The organism is Idiomarina xiamenensis 10-D-4, assembly GCF_000299895.1.
GTDB classification, from domain to species: Bacteria; Pseudomonadota; Gammaproteobacteria; order Enterobacterales; family Alteromonadaceae; genus Idiomarina; species Idiomarina xiamenensis.
On record NZ_AMRG01000020.1, the window covers coordinates 20,501 to 38,655 of the forward strand.

The following is an 18,155-nucleotide window of genomic DNA, read 5'->3' on the forward strand; positions in this document are numbered from 1 at the left end:
CCATCACCAGATGTACTCAAATGACGCTAGCAAGCCTTAAGGTTTGGATTTACAACGCCACGTCTAAAGGCTTGCTCAACTGAATCACCACGCGGCGGTTTTTACGCCGTTCAAGGCTATTGTCATTCGCTGCCACATGACGGCTTTCGCCATGTCCCTCACTACGGATCCGATCAGCATCAATACCCATAGCAATAAAGAATTCGCGTATTTTTGCCGCACGCTGCTCAGAAAGCTTTTGATTGACCGAGTGTGAGCCATAAGAATCGGTGTAAGCGTCGATAAGCACCAACTGCAAATCCTTGTCAGCTTGCAAGTACTGACCGATTTGCGCAAGTTTACGTTTCGAGCCATTAGTCAGTTCATCACCGCCACTCTCGTAATTCAGTACCGAATAGGCAATATCTTCAAAGCTGAATTTCAGCAGATTATTAACGCAGGACATAAAGGTGTCGTAAGACGCCTTAAAATTAGCTGCCGACAAACCAATAGCGACCTGGTCACGCTCGTTGTACCAATCTTGATAGAAAAAAGTCGGATAACGCCCTTTTTCTAATTCACTCAGCACTGTCCACGCCAGTTGCTTGGGCAATTCGCTATTAAACTGTTTATACAGACGCATATCGCCAATCGCATAACCTTGCTCGCCAGGCCACCAGCGTGGCGCCAACGACTGCACAGCGGCAACGCCATAACTGTCTGGCAATTGGCGCATATCCATCTGCATTTTCAAATCGAGTTGTTTACCCGCGTCGCTGACAAAGTGAACACGGCCATAACGTGGAATTTGATGCTGTAACTCACACTGTAATGGGGAATTTCGGGTCAATTGCCACTGCGAGTTATCGAGTTCAGCGACGTAATGGCGTACGCCTGCCTGCGCGCTAAATGCCACTACAGCCGATAACGCCAATACACTATAACTCCACCGATTTCGCATAATACCCCCTACTCAGCCACGCCTAGGTTATCGACTGCATCCGTCAAGGCTTTAGCGGCTTTTGTCATTTCCTGTGACATTTTCAACAGCGCTAGCGCTGATTATTCATGGTCTTTCTGGCATACTAGCAGTCGACGGATGCTAAATCGAATGGGGTGTTATGAGTGAGTCGTTGCTGAAACAACGTTTTCGTGGTTATTTTCCAGTGGTGATTGACGTTGAAACCGCCGGTTTTAATGCTAAAACTGATGCGTTACTAGAGATCGCCGCCGTGATCATGGATTTTGACGATAATGGCCAACTACACCCAGTACAAACCTTCCATCATCATGTACAACCTTTTGCAGGCGCCAATATTGAGCAAGCCGCAATCGAATTTAATGGCATCGATCCTTTTAGCGAGCTGCGCGGCGCGGTCAGTGAAGCCGAAGCGCTAAAAGAACTGTTCAAACCGATTCGCAAAGCACAAAAAGCCGCCGACTGCCAACGCTCGGTGCTGGTCGGTCATAACGCCCATTTCGACCACAGCTTTTTGATGGCCGCCAGCGAGCGCCAAAACCTTAAACGCAACCCGTTCCACCCATTTGTCAGCTTCGACACCACCTCGTTAGCCGCGCTCACACTGGGCCAAACCGTATTAGTCAAAGCCTGTAAAGCCGCTGGCATCGAGTTTGACAGCAAACAGGCACACTCTGCTAAATACGACACCGAACGCACCGCCGAACTATTCTGCTGGATGGTCAACCGCTGGCAACAACTGGGTGGCTGGCCGTTGGGCCAGCCGTTCGAAGGCCCAACTCTCTGAACCAGCTAAATTAACTTATTCAGTATCTAAGTCAGTACGCTCAAAGCCACCGCTTTCGAGTAAGTCCTCTAGTGCGATAAGCTGGGAGTCTAAGCTCTGCCGGTGGTCGACCGAAAGTTGAAGGTTTTGCTTCAGTAGTTGCAGCTGCGCTATACGGGTTTGGATACGGTATTGGCGTAGCGTGTTCAATTTCGAATCTACTTTAGCATTTCCTGTCGAGGCAATAGTTAAACGGTTATAATCGGCTTCGTATTCTATAGCCATCATTGAGTCTGAGAATAACTTTTCTGAAAAATTTGAGTCTATTATAAAATCACCTTTCTCTACCAACCGATTAAACAGATTCACATTGGCCTGTTGAAAAACCGCTTGCAATAACTCCTCTGTCTGCTCAGGACCATATCCAGCAGCATCTATTAGCAACTCAGCAGCAACGACATCTTGGAGCTTGGCAAGCTGACGAGTCCACATAGAGTTTGCTTCTATATAAGCCCCCATTTTGATAAAAGATTGAATTTGTTCGGTGGTGATATCATCGTCTAACACTAGCGCAACATATAACGGTGTATAATGAGAGGACTGAGCCCCTTGTCGCATCGGCGTGTTAACGTCTAATGTACCATTCTCGATCAAGGCTAATAGAACTGCCGATATATCAATCTCGTCACGACTCGCAGATTTTGCCAATCGCGTTAATATTTCTTGGTAAGTGAGTGATTCATAAATATTTAGATTCGCAACCTGTTGACTGTTTGATGCGTCTACAGAACCATCCGTGATGGTTTTCGTTACAACGATAGACTGTTGTTGTACAAGCTTCTTATCAGTTTCAGATAACTGTTGAACTTTTTTATCCACGGTTTTAACAGCCCATACTGAGTCGTCAACTCTAAGCGGAAAAAAAATTTTCAAAAAGCTAAAACCACCAATCAGCAAACCTGTTATTAATAGAAATTTATTGCTGGATTTCATCGTGGAGAATAGTCCCCTGAAATTTTATAAGCTCCCCAAACTGGATAGTCTTCAACTAAAATGTGAGCAGATCGGCTGCTTATTTGAGAGCTACTACGAAATAAAAAACTGGATCTATTATAGTTTTCAGGAGCACTACTATTTTCAATCTGAATATACCATTCAGCCATCGCTATATCAGGCATGTGCTTTGCCAAACCATCCCAACCAATATACATATCCAGATCAACATAGACGGTTTCATAAGAATTTGAATCTGCATTAGCAAAGCCGATAAAAGCTAATAGAATCGCTGAAATCTTTTTCATTATACCCACCTATAAAAATAACACCTATCCCTTAAGAAATTAACACTCCCTCCTAAAAAAGCAATTTAATAAAAATAAACACCTATTAAGTAATAGTGTTTTTATCTAATATTGAGAGCGAATAGTACGAATATCAGAATGCATTCACACTCAGTTCGACCTGAATGTGCTGCTGATTTCCTATCAGGCTTAGCGTTAAGGTGACTGCTGGCGCCTTAGCGATGGTTTCGTTATCGCCGTGAGTCAGGCATAAGCTGAATTGTCGTTTAAGTGACTCAGACGGCCAGTTAATGACCACTGGCGGTACATCTTGCCGTGCTGCCAACGGGCTTATCGCACGAACACGATAGGCTGCCATAGCACCGCTTTCCTGCAAACGCTGTTGCTGCTCTCGGAATAGACGATTAATTTGCCTTTGCCAGCGTTGCTCAAGTTGCTGTAGGCGCTGCGCTTGCGACTGAGTTGATAGCGTCGGCGACGCGTTTACTTGGAAAAGCAAGGGGTCCTGCTTTGGGCAATTGTACTCGGAGTTCAGTAACAGGTTTTTCGGAATCGCTGCCAAGGTTCGTTGAAAGGCCAGACTTTGATCGACTTGGTACCAAACGCTTAAGCCATCCTCGCTAACCGCGTTACGCATAGCGACACCGGCCGTGCTTGTCTCTACAGTCGCAAGCAACGGCTGACTAACGGCAAACTGGATAGTCGCCTGAATCGCTAATAGCGTGCTCAGCACTAGCAATATACAAGCTGCACGACACCGATCATAAACAACACCAGCACAGCGACTATTTGTACGTCCCCACATCGCGGCCCTCCGTGCTACGACTGTCAAACGTCTATGAGTCTGGCGTTTATTTTTCCGGCGAAGTCAAAAAAGTGCTAGAACGCGCAATAGAGCATAAATATCAGACAGTTCTGACGATAAACGCTTTAGCGCTTTGGAGGATGGAAAGACGCGTCAAAAAATCATTTGACAATAATTCTCATTTGCAACTAATATCTGACTAAACTACTCAGGTATAGTGATGGGTTGAGTTAACGCCAAGGAGGCGAAAGCGCATGGTGCAACAACTGATTTGGGCAATACTACTGCTGTTTAGCGGTTTTGTGATGGGTCATTTATATGGCTCTCATCAACATTCAGTCGAGACTCCGTCGGTTGCCAACCAGCAACACTTAACCATTGAGTGGCCGCAGGATGACCATTGCCGTGCAACGACAGCTAGCGCGCAAACATCTTGCCGATTGGCCTTATTAAACAGTGCTACGCAGCAATAAGCCGCGGTAGTTGACACAACCACCAACTCCCTATGGTACTCCCCGCGTAAGCTCAACACATTATCCAATACCCTCCTGCGCGGATAATGTCAGGCTTACGCGGGGTTCTACCCTTGCCACCCTCGCTCATGCTATAATGAACTTTCTCTTTGTCGTTTTGGCGTCGTTTTTTGGAGTGGCCTATGCAACCGACACGATTTGACCAGTTGGTCGACTTTCCCAGCAACTTCACCTTTAAAATTATGGGTGTTGCCAGCGATGATTTGCCTGATCAAATCATCGAAGTGTTGCAACAACATGCACCGGGCGACTATGCACCATCGGTCAAGCCTAGCAGTAAAGGCAACTATCATTCGGTGTCAGTCGTAGTAACGGTCGAAAGCCAGCAGCATATCGAGACCCTGTATCGCTCATTAGCAGCTATAGAAGACGTACGCTACGTGCTTTAACCCTACCACCAGCAGGTGGTTGCAACCGTCTTAGCAGGTTATACTCATGCCCATGAACGAGAGCAATGTCAACGCCATTCATAACAGTCAACGCCTTGTGGTTCGCCACTTAGGTCGCTGTGGCTATGAGCCTGTTTGGCACGCGATGCAAGATTATACGGATAACCGTGACGCCGATGCCGACGACGAACTCTGGATCGTTGAGCACGAGCCGGTCTTCACCCAAGGTCAGGCGGGTAAGGCAGAACACCTATTGATGCCCGGTGATATTCCGGTGGTACAAGTTGATCGCGGTGGCCAAGTGACTTACCACGGCCCTGGTCAGCTGGTGGTCTATTTTTTACTCGATATTCGTCGGCGCAAGTTAGGTGTCCGACAATTGGTTAATCACATCGAAGACACCATTATTACCATGATGGCTGAGCACGATGTGGTGGCCAACGCCCGCACAGACGCCCCTGGGGTCTATGTCGAGGGGCGTAAACTCTGTTCTTTAGGATTACGTATTAGGCGTGGCTGTTCGTTTCACGGCCTGGCGCTTAACGTGAATATGGATTTAGAGCCCTTCCAGCGTATTAATCCTTGTGGTTATGCCGGTATGGAAATGGTTCAGACTGCCGCTATCGGTGGTCCGCAGTCGCTCGCAGACGCTGCCGAGCACGTCATTCGTATTTTTGCCGATCGCTTAGAATATAGCGATTGCATTCAGCAAACGGGATTAGCAAACGCTTATGTCAAAGCCAGTTAAAATCGAACCCGGCGTTAAGTTACGCGACGCCGACAAAATGGCCCTGATTCCGGTCAAAATTGTACCGACAGAGCGTGACCAAATGCTTCGCAAGCCTGAATGGCTAAAAGTAAAATTGCCGTCGTCAACACAACGTATTGACGAAATCAAACAAGCAATGCGTAAGCATGGCTTGCACTCGGTATGCGAAGAAGCCTCATGTCCAAATCTGCCAGAGTGCTTCAATCACGGCACTGCCACCTTTATGATTTTGGGTGATATTTGTACCCGCCGTTGCCCTTTCTGTGATGTCGCACACGGCCGACCACTACCACCTGACGCCGATGAGGCGGTCAAGCTCGGTGAGACTATCCGTGATATGAAGGTCAAATACGTGGTGATCACCTCGGTTGACCGCGATGACTTACGCGATGGTGGCGCGCAACATTTTGCCGACTGTATTCGCGAGATCCGCCGTTACAGCCCGGGCATTCAAGTCGAGGTGTTAGTACCGGACTTTCGTGGTCGCATGCAAGTCGCGTTAGATATTCTGCAGGATGAAGCACCTGATGTATTTAACCATAACTTAGAAACCGTACCGCGCATGTACAAAGCGGCACGCCCTGGAGCTAACTATCAGTGGTCACTGGATTTGTTGAAAAACTACAAAGCCGCGCGACCAGATGTGCGCACTAAATCCGGCTTAATGGTCGGTCTGGGTGAAACCAACGAAGAAATCTTAGCGGTGATGCGCGACCTCCGCGCCCATGATGTCGATATGTTGACCATTGGTCAGTATTTAGCGCCAAGTCGCCACCATATTCCGGTCGCCCGTTATGTCACTCCAGACGAGTTTGAGGCGTTCCGCGTTGCCGGTGTCGAGATGGGCTTTAGCCATATTGCTAGCGGCCCCTTGGTACGCTCGTCTTACCATGCCGATCTGCAAGCCGCTGGCGAAAAGGTTAGCTAATTCATATCGGTTAGGTATGGGTTAACAACCCAATCAGCAACAATTCAGCAAAGGTGTCAGTCATGAGTGTATTGATTTGGTGTTTGTTGATGGCTTGCCTGCTACCGGTGTTAGCCAAAGCGCCGGTAGTCTACTTTCAAAATCGCGATGGTGGTTATGATAATCACCACCCGCGTGCGCAACAGCAACAACTAACCGGTGCCGGTGCGCGCGCTGTCGCCGGTCATTACAATGCCTATGAAGCGTTGCCGTTATTTGTCGCCGCGGTGCTGGTGGTACTAGCGACCGAACAAGTCACCGCGATGATGCAAAATTTGGCCATCGGCTTTGTGGTGCTACGAGTCGCCTACCACGTTCTTTATTTAGCCAATTATGACAAGCTACGCTCGTTAGTCTGGTTATTTGCGACTATGTGTCCGGTGTTGATGCTGGCGCAAAGCGCCATTAATCTGAAGGGTCTTTAACTGATCGCCAGTAGTTTTGCATCAGCGTTAAATACAATGCCGGCCAGTGCGCCACTTCTTGCCGTTGCATCACCGTCGTTTGCGCTACCGGTCGCCAGGCATAATAGCCGCTGACCCGATCACAGGTAGCCACCGGATATAACCCCACCGCCTTGCCGTTAGCTGCTGCCGAACCGAGCAACCAACGGCCATCGGCTTGCAGTTGCCCCAGTTGGCGCCAATCAGCAACGGCATGGCGCCAAGGTAACCGTCGATATAGCGCTTCTAATTGCAACGCCGTTAGCCGCTGTGAGCGCGTCACTACAACATTAAGGCTTGGATGTCGATAATCGCCTTGGCAGAACCGTTGCGCCAACTTAGTCGACATCGGATACTCATCGGCCAACCCGAACCAATGGCCCATCTCGTGTAATAACACCGCCGCACCGCTGGTGTCGGTTAAGGTGATCGCCTGAGCGTTAGCGCTGGCAATACCATGGTCGCTAAAGCGCCAACGATAGACCTCCTGATCGGGGATGTTAACGCTAGGCAGACAATGAGCACGTTGGCGAGTATCTTCTGTGCCACAACGCAATTGTGCTTGCTGCTGCCAAGCAAAACAGACATCAAAGCGTTGTAATGGACTATCGCGCCACGCTTGCATCATTTGCAGTGCTCGTTCAAGTTGACGCCGATGTTGCAGCTGAATCACCACCGGCCACTGACATTGCTGTGCAAAGTCAGGCTGAGAGCGATAGTCGCGTAACTGCGACAGCTGTGCCAGCCAACGCGGTTGAGCACTTGGCTGTTGCTGCCAAAGCTGTTGCAAATCGGCTAGCGTTAACTGGCTTTGCCGCAATCGTCGCTGCCACAGTTGTTGCAATGCCTGTTGTCCGGCTGAGGAAGAATCAAACTGCGCCCGCCAACGCTGCCATTGCTGATATTGGCTGGGCAAGCGCTGCTCTAATAAGCTTAATGCGTCTAATTGACCTTGCTCCGCTGCCGCCAGCGCCCAAGGATAAGCTGCGCTAAAGCTACGTTGTTGCAGCAAACGTTGCGCAGCCTGCCATTGTGCTTGCGCATCGCCGCCGTATGCCGCTGACCAGAGATTGGATGTTAATGGCGAGCTGCCAGTGATGAGCAGCGCCAGCACGCCGCAAACGAGCATGCTGGCAAGGTTGGTAAAACTCAGATTATGGCTGTGCCTGTTGCGCATTCACCTGCTCGCGGCTACGGCTTAGCTCTAGAGCAGCATAGCGGTGCTCCACAAACTCATACACGTTAGTTGCCAGAGCGAGCTTAAAGTAATTCATTGCTTGTGCGTGCTGGCCTTGTAACTGCTTAAACTTGCCCAAGTAGAAATAGGCTTCACAGAGCCGTTCAGACAGTGTTTCGTCTTCGGCTAACTGTTGTGCCATGCGTTTTAAAAACTGACGCTCGCTTAAGTCACCTAAATACAGATCGATAATATTCAACGCCCAATCGTCAGCCGCAATCGCTTGCCGGTGTTTACGCAACTCGGTTAAAGCGCGTTCCGGTGAACTCAGTGTTTCACCAAAATACAGCCACAGCACGCGATAAGGATCATCGGTTTGCGCTTGATAGTGACGGCCAATGTCGTCTTCGGCAATGTCGTCACGGTTATCATAATAGCCGGCGATACCGCGGTTTAGATAGGCATAATCGTGGTCGGGTTCGAGCTCAATAACCGCATCAAATGCTTCATAAGCATACTGAAACTCGCCCATCTGGGTGTAATGAATACCTAAATAGTTGTAGGCATCGGCCAGGCGAGGCTGAAACTCTAACGCCCGATTAAAATCGATACGCGCTAAGGTGCGCAAGCCCATGGCATCATAAAGCGCGCCACGACGATAAAACAGTACCGCACGTTCGTCATCATTTAATGGCTTGGTCAGCATGTCGCTAATTTTGGCAAGCTCGATTTCATGACGAAAAGTCGGCTGCTCTGGCTCAGCTAAAATCAAATTTGCCATTTGCTGTGATGGCTGCGACGTCATGCTTGCGCAACCCGATAAGGTTAGCAGTGAAGCGACCGCTAGTGCTCTAACTATCTGCCGGGACATTGACCCACTCCTTGTTTGTCTTAAATCCTATTACAACACAAAATCACTCGCTGTCGCCAGCGGCAATAAAAGCCCACCCATAAAAAAAGAGAGCCCGATACGAAATCGGGCTCTCTTGCTCTGTTAGCGTTTTGCGGTGCTAGACCCTATCGCTATCAGACCACGCTAATAACGATAAGTTTACCAGCAACAACTTAGCCGTTGTCGCCCTCGTCGTTGCTCGCGGCAGCGCTTTCAGCAGGTGCGGTATCGGCTGGCTTTTCCGCCGCTTCTTTCATGCTTAAACGGATACGACCCTGACGGTCAATCTCCAGCACTTTAACCGCAACAGTCTGACCAACTTTCAGGTATTCGTTGACGTCGTTAACACGTTCTTCGGCAATTTGCGAGATATGTACCAAACCATCTTTGCCTGGTAATACGGTCACAAACGCACCAAAGTCGACGATACGCGCAACTTTACCCTGATAGATACGACCCACTTCGACGTCAGCGGTCAGCTGTTCGATGCGCGCAATTGCGGCATCGGCGTCGGCTTGGTCGGTAGCAGCAATTTTGATGGTGCCATCGTCTTGGATCTCGATGTTGGTGTTGGTCGATTCGGTCAACTCACGGATAACCGCGCCGCCTTTACCGATAACATCTTTGATCTTGTCCGAGTTGATCTTCATGGTGTGATAACGCGGCGCGTAAGCCGATAGCTCGGTACGGTGACCACCAATGGCCTCATCCATCACGGTTAAAATGTGCAGCCGCGCAGCTTTCGCTTGTGCCAATGCCTGCTCCATGATTTCACGAGTGATACCATCGATTTTGATATCCATCTGCAAGGCGGTAATACCATCGTTGTTACCAGCCACTTTAAAGTCCATATCACCTAAGTGATCTTCGTCACCCAGAATGTCAGATAAGACAACAAATTTGTCATCTTCTTTAACCAGACCCATAGCAATACCGGCTACTGATGATTTAATCGGTACGCCGGCATCCATTAACGCCAGTGAAGTACCACATACCGACGCCATTGAGCTAGAACCGTTTGACTCGGTGATTTCAGAAACCACACGAATGGTATACGGGAAGGCATCGTGATCAGGCATAACGGCTTGTACACCACGCTTAGCCAAACGACCGTGACCAATTTCACGACGCTTAGGCGAGCCGACCATACCGGTTTCACCAACACAATATGGGGGGAAGTTGTAGTGCAACATGAAGCGGTTGGTTTTATCACCAATAATGTCGTCGATCATCTGCGCGTCACGTTCGGTACCCAAAGTCGCGGTTACTAACGCCTGAGTTTCGCCGCGAGTGAACAATGATGAACCGTGGGTACGCGGTAATACGCCGGTAGCAACGCTGATTGCACGAACCATATCAGGGTCACGACCATCGATACGTTTTTCGCCGGCAATAATGCGGCTACGTACTACGTCTTTTTCGATGCTATGGAAGATTTCGCCGACTTCACCGCTATCGATGCTATCGTCTTCTTCAACCAGTTTCGCCACAACGCTGTCTTTTAATTGGCCTAATTGTTCATAACGCTTGGCTTTTTCGGTAATGCGGTAGGCTTCACCAATACCGTCTTCGGCCAACGCTTTAACTTTACCGTGCAAGGCATCATTGCTTGCCGGTGCTTGCCATTCCCACTTCTCGTTGCCTACTTCGGCAGCAAACTCGTTGATAGCGGTGATCACGCTTTGTTGCGCTTCGTGACCGTAAACAACCGCACCCAACATCACGTCTTCTGATAATAATTGAGCTTCTGACTCAACCATCAATACCGCGCCTTCGGTACCGGCGACGACTAAGTCCAACGACGACTCTTTCAATTCGTCTTGGGTTGGGTTTAATACGTATTCATTGTTCAACACACCAACGCGCGCAACACCGATAGGACCATTGAACGGACAGCCTGAGATTGCCAAGGCGGCAGAGGTACCGATCATGGCGACGATGTCTGGGGCGATTTGCGGGTTAACCGAAACCACGGTCGCGATAACCTGAACTTCGTTCATGAAGCCTTCAGGGAACAACGGACGGATCGGACGATCGATTAAGCGTGCCGTGAGGGTTTCGTTTTCGCTTGGACGGCCTTCACGCTTAAAGAAGCCACCTGGGATTTTACCGGCAGCGTAGGTACGCTCTTGATAGTTAACGGTTAATGGAAAGAAGTTCTGACCTTCTTTCGCTTCTTTTTTTGCAACTACGGTGACTAATACCGTAGTGTCATCCATGCTAGCTAGCACAGCGCCACTGGCTTGGCGTGCCATGACGCCAGTTTCTAGGGTGACCGTGTGCTGACCGTACTGAAATTTCTTAGTAATCGGATTCACGTTTTCTTTCCTTACTTTCTGACAATGCGAACCCCTTGGCTCGCTTTTTTCTTTCACTGATAATCTCGCGTCACAGTATACGTTATTTGTGACAAAAAAAAGAGTACTTACAATTCTCTGCTGACAGGCCGCTTGGCGCTTTTTCCATGCAATAAAAAAGGGGCCGCTTGGCCCCTTGTTGGTCAATCGCTTAGCGACGCAGACCTAAGCGCTCGATCAACGTAGCATAACGCTGATTGTCTTTACGCTTTAAGTAGTCAAGCAGCTTACGACGCTGGCTTACCATGCGCAACAAACCACGACGTGAGTGGTGATCTTTTGCGTGAGCCTGGAAGTGACTTTGCAGCTCGTTGATGTTTGCCGTCAACAACGCTACTTGTACTTCAGGAGAACCGGTGTCGTTCTCACCACGGCCGAATTCTTCTACCAGTTTCGCTTTCTGTTCAACAGTTAGTGACATAATACACTCCTTAAGGATGAAATAACGTGCTCGCCGATCACTAATTCAGCAACCACAGAGGACGCGGATTATACGCATATCCAGCGCCATTGACAATGCCTAAATCACTACCCTTTTGGGCCAGATATCGCCGCCTTTGCGTACCAAACCGGTGCCTAGAAAGCGGCCATCGGCTTGACACTTAATGCGATACTCATCACCATCACGCAAACTACCATGACGCACCGGCATGCCATGAAAGAAGCCTTCTGCCACCTCACTATCCACCCAATATTCGGGCAAACTGACCAAGGTCGCATCACACGGCAGTAACAACTGGTCTAAAGCATCAAGGTCAGCATCAGCAAACTCGGCTTGGTCAACGCCAGCACAACTCAGCAATTGCTCAAAACTGTACATCGGCTGCTGTTCAAAGCCTGCCACTGCACTTCGGTGCAGCTCGGCGACGTGAGCGCCACAACCTAATTGCTGGCCTAAATCGTCAATCAGGGTACGAATATAAGTCCCCTTAGAGCAGCTAACGTCTAACCGAGCGCTATCACCGTCAACGCTCAATAGCTTGATGTCATAAATGGTGATATCGCGAATTTTGCGGGGTACATCGATACCTTTACGGGCGTATTCATATAAAGGACGGCCTTGATATTTTAGCGCCGAGTAAAGACTAGGAGATTGTTTTTGCCTGCCGATAAAATCGCTTAGCGCTTGTTGCAGTTGCGCTTGAGTGGGTCGTGACGCACTACTTTCGACCACTTCACCCTCACAGTCTGAGGTGGTGGTGCGTTCCCCAAACTTGGCCAACACTTGATAACGCTTATCGGCGTCCAGCATATACTGCGAGAACTTAGTGGCCTCGCCTAGGCAAATCGGTAACATGCCCGTCGCTATCGGATCTAGGGCACCGGTATGACCGGCTTTGCTCGCGTTAAACAGGCGTTTAACGCGTTGCAAAACACGGTTAGAACTCAAACCTTGGGGTTTATCCAGCAGCACCACGCCATTAACCGGGCGACCTTTATTCGCCTTAGCGGGAACAGCCATCTTAGCCCTCGTTGTTGTCGTCGTTATCGTCGCTAACGTCGTTGTCGACGTCATCACGATCGCGAGCACGCGCCTGGTCAACCAAACGTGCCATGCGGATGCCTTCGTTTAACGATGGGTCATGGACAAACCGTAACTGTGGCACCACGCGCGCGCGCAAGCGCTTACCCAACAAACTCCGAATGAAACCGGCGGCTTCATTCAACACTTTCAAACCCGCTTTGACTTGTTCGCCATCGTCTTGCAAAAAGGTCACAAACACTTTGGCATACGCCAAATCGCGAGAAACCTCTACGTCGGACACGGTGACCATGCTAACGCGAGGGTCTTTCACCTCGCGTTGCAAAATCACAGCAATGTCACGTTGTAGCTGTTGCCCTACACGGGCGGTACGACTAAATTCACGTGCCATAGGCTCTATGAATACTCCTGTTGTAGGCTATATTTAGCAACTACGTTAGAGACTACGCTCAACTTCAACCACTTCGAAGACTTCGATCTGGTCGCCGACTTTGACATCGTTGTAGTTCTTCACGCCGATACCACACTCCATACCGTTGCGAACCTCTTGAACGTCATCTTTAAAGCGACGTAACGACTCCAGTTCGCCCTCGTAAATCACCACATTGTCACGCAGTACACGAATCGGCGCTGAACGTTTGACGATACCTTCGGTGACCATACAACCGGCGATAGCCCCCAGTTTCGGTGACTTAAATACGTCACGAACTTCGGCCAAACCAATGATTTCCTGCTTAAACTCAGGCTTCAACATACCGGTCATGGCTTGCCGCACTTCGTCGATCAGGTCGTAAATCACGCTGTAATAGCGTAAGTCGACATTTTCTTGTTCGACCAGCTTCTTCGCAGCCGCTTCGGCACGGACGTTAAAGCCCACAACGATAGCATTAGAGGCTGCCGCCAAGGAGATATCGGTTTCGGTAATACCACCGACACCGCTGCCGATAATATTGACCTTCACTTCGTCGGTAGACTGTTTTACCAAGGAATCGGCAATGGCCTCCAACGAGCCCTGTACGTCTGACTTCAAGACGATGTTTAGCTCGGCAACCTCGCCTTCGGCCATGTTGGCGAACATATTCTCCAACTTAGCTTTTTGCTGTTTGGCCAATTTCACATCACGGTATTTACCTTGGCGATAGTTGGCAACTTCACGCGCTTTACGCTCGTCTTTAACAACGGTCGCTTCGTCACCGGCTTGCGGCACACCCGACAGACCTAGAATTTCCACCGGCATTGATGGACCAGCTTCTTTAATATCTTGGCCTAACTCATCGCGCATCGCTCGGATACGACCATACTCTAAACCGCATAAGACGATATCGCCCTGCTTCAGCGTACCCTGCTGCACCAAAATGGTAGCCACTGGGCCACGGCCACGGTCTAAGCGTGATTCGATCACGATACCGTGTGCCATACCGGTGCGCACCGCTTTCAAATCGAGCACTTCAGACTGCAGCAAGACCGACTCTAACAAATCGTCGATACCCTGACCGGTGTGCGCCGATACCGGTACAAACTGTACGTCACCGCCCCAATCTTCCGGGATCACGTCGTGCTGCGACAGTTCGTTCTTAACGCGGTCTGGATCGGCTTCTTCCTTATCCATTTTGTTGACCGCAACGACCAATGGTACGCCAGCCGCTTTCGCGTGTTGCACCGCTTCTTTGGTTTGTGGCATGACGCCGTCATCGGCAGCCACCACCAAGATAACGATATCGGTAGCACCGGCGCCACGTGCACGCATTGAGGTAAAGGCAGCGTGTCCCGGGGTATCCAAGAAAGTGATCATACCGTGACCAGTTTCAACGTGATACGCACCGATATGCTGGGTAATACCGCCCGCTTCGCCTGATGCGACTTTGGTTTTACGAATATAGTCCAACAGTGAGGTTTTACCGTGGTCGACGTGACCCATAACGGTAACCACCGGCGCGCGCGACTCTTCTTCGCCCGCTTCACCGCGATCGGCTAACACTTCTTCTTCCAAGGCATTGTCTTTGACCAGTGCCGCTTTATGACCTAACTCTTCTACCACTAAGGCAGCGGTGTCCTGATCAAGGATCTGGTTGATGGTGACCATCTCGCCCATTTTCATCATCGTCTTGATCAATTCGCTGGCTTTAATGGCCATACGGTTAGCCAGTTCACCGACGGTGATGGTTTCACCAATACGCACTTCCCGCTCTACCGGTGCTGCTGGCTTGTTAAAGCCTTGCTGCAACGATGACGGACGGCGGCCACCCTTACGGCGTTTTTCACGACGTGGCTGCTGTTCTTCACGCTCTTCGTCTTTCCGACGACGCTTTTTACGACGGTTACGGCGCTCTTCGTCATAATCCTGTGCATCTTCGGCCGCGCGCGCTGTGCTCGAGGTAGTAAAGTGAACTTCTTCTTCCTCGGCTTTCTTACGGGTCTTTTCTTCTTCTTCCCAGCGTTTAGCATTTTCTTCGGCTAAACGACGAGCTTCTTCGGCTTGACGTTCAGCTTCTTGCTCGGCTTTTTTACGCGCTTCTTGTTCCTGAATCTGCTTCAAACGATCCGCTTCTGCTTTCGCTTCGTCGGCCTTTTGACGTTCTTCAGGCGTCATTTGTGCACGCTTTTCTGCCTCGGCTTTTTGCTTCGCTTTCTCTTTTTCTTTGCGAGCTTTTTCGGCTTCTTTGCGCTCTTCCTCAGCTTTCTTGGCCTCGGCCGCTTTCCGCTCGGCTTCGGCTTTTGCTTCGGCTTCACGTGCTAGACGCTCAGCTTCTTCGCGTTCACGCTCTTCGCGCTCTTGTTCTTCGCGTTGCTGTTCTTCTAGCGCCGAACGCTTCACGTAGGTACGTTTTTTACGTACTTCTACCTGAACCGCTTTCGACTTATTACCACCACCCAAACTTAAGGTGCTCTTAGTTTTGCGCTTTAACGTCATTTTACTCGGCTCAGCGCTACCTTGGCCGCCATGTGATTTATTCAAGTGCTCAAGCAATTGCTGCTTCTCGCTCTCGGTCACGGCGTCGCCTTTTTGCTTTTTAATGCCGGCTTCGTCAAACTGTTGAACTAAACGATCAACCGTTGTACCGACATCTTCAGCAAGCTTTTCCAGCGTCACTTTATCCATAGTCTGTTACACCCCCGTTGATCGTTACTCTGCTTCACCAAACCAGCAAATGTTGCGCGCTTTCATAATCAGATCGCCCGCTTGCTGTTCATTTAACTCTTCAATATCTGCCAAATCATCAATACCTTGTTCTGCCAGCAATTCCAGTGTGGAAATGCCTTTGCTGGCCAGCACATAAGCCAAATGACGATCCATGCCTTCTAAATTCAGCAAGGTATCATCGGGCTCTGCCGACTCCAGCGATTCTTCGTCAGCCAACGCTTTAGTGGTCAAATAGGCCTTCGCGCGGTTGCGCAATTCATCAACCATATCTTCATCCATGCCGTCGATAGCCAACAACTCAGCCATCGGTACATAGGCGACTTCTTCTAGTGACGAGAAACCTTCGTCAATCAACACTTCGGCGAAATCTTCATCGATCCCCAAGTTCTCAGTGAAGAGCGTCAGCAAGCGTTGTGTTTCTGCTTCGTTTTTCTCGTTAAAATCATCGATGGTCATGACATTTAACGTCCAACCAGTCAATTGACTCGCTAAGCGCACATTTTGTCCGCTCTTACCGATCGCCTGCGCTAAGTTGCCTTCTTCCACCGCGATATCCATGGTGTGCGCGTCTTCGTCGACGACAATAGAGGCGACTTCGGCTGGCGCCATCGCATTAATCACGAACTGTGCAGGGTTATCATCCCACAACACGATGTCGACACGTTCGCCACCGAGTTCGCCTGACACCGCTTGCACCCGTGCACCACGCATCCCCACGCAAGCACCGACGGGATCGATACGGCGATCGTTACTCTTCACCGCAATCTTCGCTCGAGAGCCCGGATCGCGCGCCGCGCCTTTGATCTCAATCATCTCTTCGCCGATTTCCGGCACTTCGATGCGGAATAATTCGACCAAAAAGTCGGGATGGGTGCGGCTCATGAATAATTGCGCACCACGTGCTTCTGGCCGTACGGCGTACAATAAGCCACGTACACGGTCGCCAGGACGCACCGATTCACGAGGTAACATCTCTTCACGATAGATAATGGCTTCGGCGTTATTACCCAAATCCAAAATCACGTGTTCGCGGTTAGCACGTTTTACGGTACCGTTAATTAGCTCGCCAACGTTATCTTCGTAGGCTTCGACGATTTGCGCGCGCTCGGCTTCGCGTACTTTTTGCACGATAACCTGTTTCGCGGTTTGCGTAGTGATGCGGTCAAAGACTATCGATTCAATTTGCTCTTCAACGTAATCACCAATATCTAAGCTAGCATCGTCATAGCGCGCCGCTTCCAAGCCAATCTCACGGAATGGGTGAGCCAGACCTTCGCCAGTATCTTCGACCACTTGCCAACGACGGAAGGTATCAAAGTCACCAGTATTGCGATCAATACTGACGCGGACTTCGATATCGCCATCGTATTTTTTCTTAGTTGCGTGGGCCAGCGCAGACTCCAGCGCTTCGAAAATTTTCTCGCGCGGTACCGCTTTTTCGTTAGATACCGCTTCCGCTACCATCAAAATTTCTTTATTCATTGTTGTGCCTCGCCAACGCAATCCTTAATCAAAATTGGGAATTAAATGCGCTTTTTTGATCGACGGTAATGCGACCTGCAAGCTTTCACCATCGACTAAGAAGGTAATTTGCTCGCCGTCAACCGCGCTAATTTGCGCTCGGAACTTACGCTTATTTTGTTGAGCTGCCACCAACTCAACTGCCGCCTGCTCACCGATAAACATGGCGTAATGAGCCGCTTCAAAAAACGGACGCTCCATGCCGGGCGACGAAACTTCTAAGTAATATTCACTATTAATGGGGTCTTCAACATCTAATAACGCGCTGACCTGATGACTGACATCGGCGCAATCATCCACCGATATTCCCTCTGGACTATCGATATAGACGCGTAACGTTGAATGCTTTCCGGCGCGTACGAATTCGACGCCCCAAAGCTCAAAGTCCAACGCCTCTACCGCAGGTTTAATCAGCGTTGTTAAACGATCTTGCAAACGTGCCAATGGTTAACTCCCAGAAACAAAAAAAGGGCGTAAACGCCCAGTGTTATTGGCCAGTCTTGATGGCGACTGGCGCAGGCCACATAGCAAAAAGCCCCGAGCAAGCTGCGGGGCTTTTTAAACACTGGACCCTGTAAAGCTTAGTTTAGCCAACAGCGCTTAGCATGTCAGCTAAAAAGCTGGTTGCGGGGGCAGGATTTGAACCTACGAC

Annotated in this window: 19 protein-coding genes; 6 read left to right on the forward strand and 13 right to left on the reverse strand. The window is 49.7% G+C overall.

The genetic code is table 11. From position 1 onward, the window contains the following. Positions 1–49: 49 nt before the first annotated feature. On the reverse strand, positions 50–940 hold the full coding sequence (locus tag A10D4_RS12355) for a flagellar protein MotY (protein WP_008489893.1): 891 nt from the start codon (positions 938–940) through the stop codon (positions 50–52). 160 nt (positions 941–1,100) lie between these two features. Between A10D4_RS12355 and rnt the strand changes: the two genes are divergently transcribed. Then, on the forward strand, positions 1,101–1,745 hold the full coding sequence (rnt, locus tag A10D4_RS12360) for a ribonuclease T (protein WP_008489895.1): 645 nt from the start codon (positions 1,101–1,103) through the stop codon (positions 1,743–1,745). Between the two features lie 15 nt (positions 1,746–1,760). Here the strand turns inward: rnt and A10D4_RS12365 are convergent, their stop codons facing one another. The 3 genes from A10D4_RS12365 to A10D4_RS12375 form a co-directional block, all read right to left on the reverse strand. Next, positions 1,761–2,717, reverse strand: a complete 957-nt coding sequence (locus tag A10D4_RS12365; protein WP_008489897.1) for a hypothetical protein — start codon at positions 2,715–2,717, stop codon at positions 1,761–1,763. Continuing rightward, positions 2,714–3,025 carry a hypothetical protein gene (locus tag A10D4_RS12370; RefSeq protein WP_008489899.1) on the reverse strand — a complete coding sequence of 104 codons (312 nt, stop codon included), beginning with the start codon at positions 3,023–3,025 and terminating at the stop codon, positions 2,714–2,716. Before A10D4_RS12370 ends, A10D4_RS12365 begins: the two co-directional genes overlap by 4 nt. Before the next feature lie 133 nt (positions 3,026–3,158). Further along, positions 3,159–3,830 carry a hypothetical protein gene (locus A10D4_RS12375; protein WP_008489900.1) on the reverse strand — a complete coding sequence of 224 codons (672 nt, stop codon included), beginning with the start codon at positions 3,828–3,830 and terminating at the stop codon, positions 3,159–3,161. Positions 3,831–4,084: 254 nt separating this feature from the next. On the opposite strand from A10D4_RS12375, the gene A10D4_RS12380 reads away from it, so the two are divergent. The 5 genes from A10D4_RS12380 to A10D4_RS12400 all read left to right on the forward strand — a co-directional run bounded on the left by A10D4_RS12380 (position 4,085) and on the right by A10D4_RS12400 (position 6,913). Then, positions 4,085–4,303 (forward strand): hypothetical protein, encoded by a 219-nt coding sequence (locus A10D4_RS12380; protein WP_008489901.1) that lies wholly within the window; start codon positions 4,085–4,087, stop codon positions 4,301–4,303. Positions 4,304–4,485: 182 nt separating this feature from the next. Next, a complete protein-coding gene (gene ybeD, locus A10D4_RS12385; RefSeq protein ID WP_008489902.1) occupies positions 4,486–4,752 on the forward strand; it encodes a DUF493 family protein YbeD in 267 nt (88 codons plus the stop codon). Positions 4,753–4,798: 46 nt separating this feature from the next. After that, positions 4,799–5,500, forward strand: a complete 702-nt coding sequence (gene lipB, locus A10D4_RS12390) for a lipoyl(octanoyl) transferase LipB (RefSeq protein WP_008489903.1) — start codon at positions 4,799–4,801, stop codon at positions 5,498–5,500. Next, positions 5,484–6,449 (forward strand): lipoyl synthase, encoded by a 966-nt coding sequence (lipA, locus tag A10D4_RS12395; RefSeq protein WP_008489904.1) that lies wholly within the window; start codon positions 5,484–5,486, stop codon positions 6,447–6,449. Before lipB ends, lipA begins: the two co-directional genes overlap by 17 nt. A gap of 62 nt (positions 6,450–6,511) precedes the next feature. Further along, the gene (locus A10D4_RS12400) at positions 6,512–6,913 is read left to right on the forward strand and encodes an MAPEG family protein (RefSeq protein WP_008489905.1); all 402 of its coding nucleotides are present in this window, start codon (positions 6,512–6,514) and stop codon (positions 6,911–6,913) included. Here the strand turns inward: A10D4_RS12400 and A10D4_RS12405 are convergent. The 9 genes from A10D4_RS12405 to rimP all read right to left on the reverse strand — a co-directional run bounded on the left by A10D4_RS12405 (position 6,894) and on the right by rimP (position 17,947). Next, the gene (locus A10D4_RS12405; RefSeq protein ID WP_008489906.1) at positions 6,894–8,108 is read right to left on the reverse strand and encodes an extracellular metal-dependent peptidase; all 1,215 of its coding nucleotides are present in this window, start codon (positions 8,106–8,108) and stop codon (positions 6,894–6,896) included. The two genes, A10D4_RS12400 and A10D4_RS12405, sit on opposite strands and share 20 nt — an antisense overlap. Then, positions 8,086–8,979 carry a lipoprotein NlpI gene (gene nlpI / locus A10D4_RS12410; protein ID WP_008489908.1) on the reverse strand — a complete coding sequence of 298 codons (894 nt, stop codon included), beginning with the start codon at positions 8,977–8,979 and terminating at the stop codon, positions 8,086–8,088. Before nlpI ends, A10D4_RS12405 begins: the two co-directional genes overlap by 23 nt. Before the next feature lie 194 nt (positions 8,980–9,173). Then, positions 9,174–11,318 carry a polyribonucleotide nucleotidyltransferase gene (pnp, locus tag A10D4_RS12415; protein WP_008489910.1) on the reverse strand — a complete coding sequence of 715 codons (2,145 nt, stop codon included), beginning with the start codon at positions 11,316–11,318 and terminating at the stop codon, positions 9,174–9,176. A 190-nt stretch (positions 11,319–11,508) separates the two neighbouring features. Next, the gene (rpsO, locus tag A10D4_RS12420; RefSeq protein WP_008489912.1) at positions 11,509–11,778 is read right to left on the reverse strand and encodes a 30S ribosomal protein S15; all 270 of its coding nucleotides are present in this window, start codon (positions 11,776–11,778) and stop codon (positions 11,509–11,511) included. 99 nt (positions 11,779–11,877) lie between these two features. Then, positions 11,878–12,819 (reverse strand): tRNA pseudouridine(55) synthase TruB, encoded by a 942-nt coding sequence (truB, locus tag A10D4_RS12425; RefSeq protein ID WP_008489913.1) that lies wholly within the window; start codon positions 12,817–12,819, stop codon positions 11,878–11,880. Between the two features lies 1 nt (position 12,820). After that, the gene (gene rbfA / locus A10D4_RS12430; protein ID WP_008489914.1) at positions 12,821–13,231 is read right to left on the reverse strand and encodes a 30S ribosome-binding factor RbfA; all 411 of its coding nucleotides are present in this window, start codon (positions 13,229–13,231) and stop codon (positions 12,821–12,823) included. Between the two features lie 45 nt (positions 13,232–13,276). Beyond that, on the reverse strand, positions 13,277–15,940 hold the full coding sequence (gene infB, locus A10D4_RS12435; protein ID WP_008489915.1) for a translation initiation factor IF-2: 2,664 nt from the start codon (positions 15,938–15,940) through the stop codon (positions 13,277–13,279). Positions 15,941–15,964: 24 nt separating this feature from the next. Continuing rightward, positions 15,965–17,464: a transcription termination factor NusA gene (nusA, locus tag A10D4_RS12440; protein WP_008489916.1), complete on the reverse strand. Its 1,500-nt coding sequence runs from the start codon at positions 17,462–17,464 to the stop codon at positions 15,965–15,967. A 24-nt stretch (positions 17,465–17,488) separates the two neighbouring features. Then, the gene (rimP, locus tag A10D4_RS12445; protein WP_008489917.1) at positions 17,489–17,947 is read right to left on the reverse strand and encodes a ribosome maturation factor RimP; all 459 of its coding nucleotides are present in this window, start codon (positions 17,945–17,947) and stop codon (positions 17,489–17,491) included. Between the last annotated feature and the right edge of the window lie 208 nt (positions 17,948–18,155).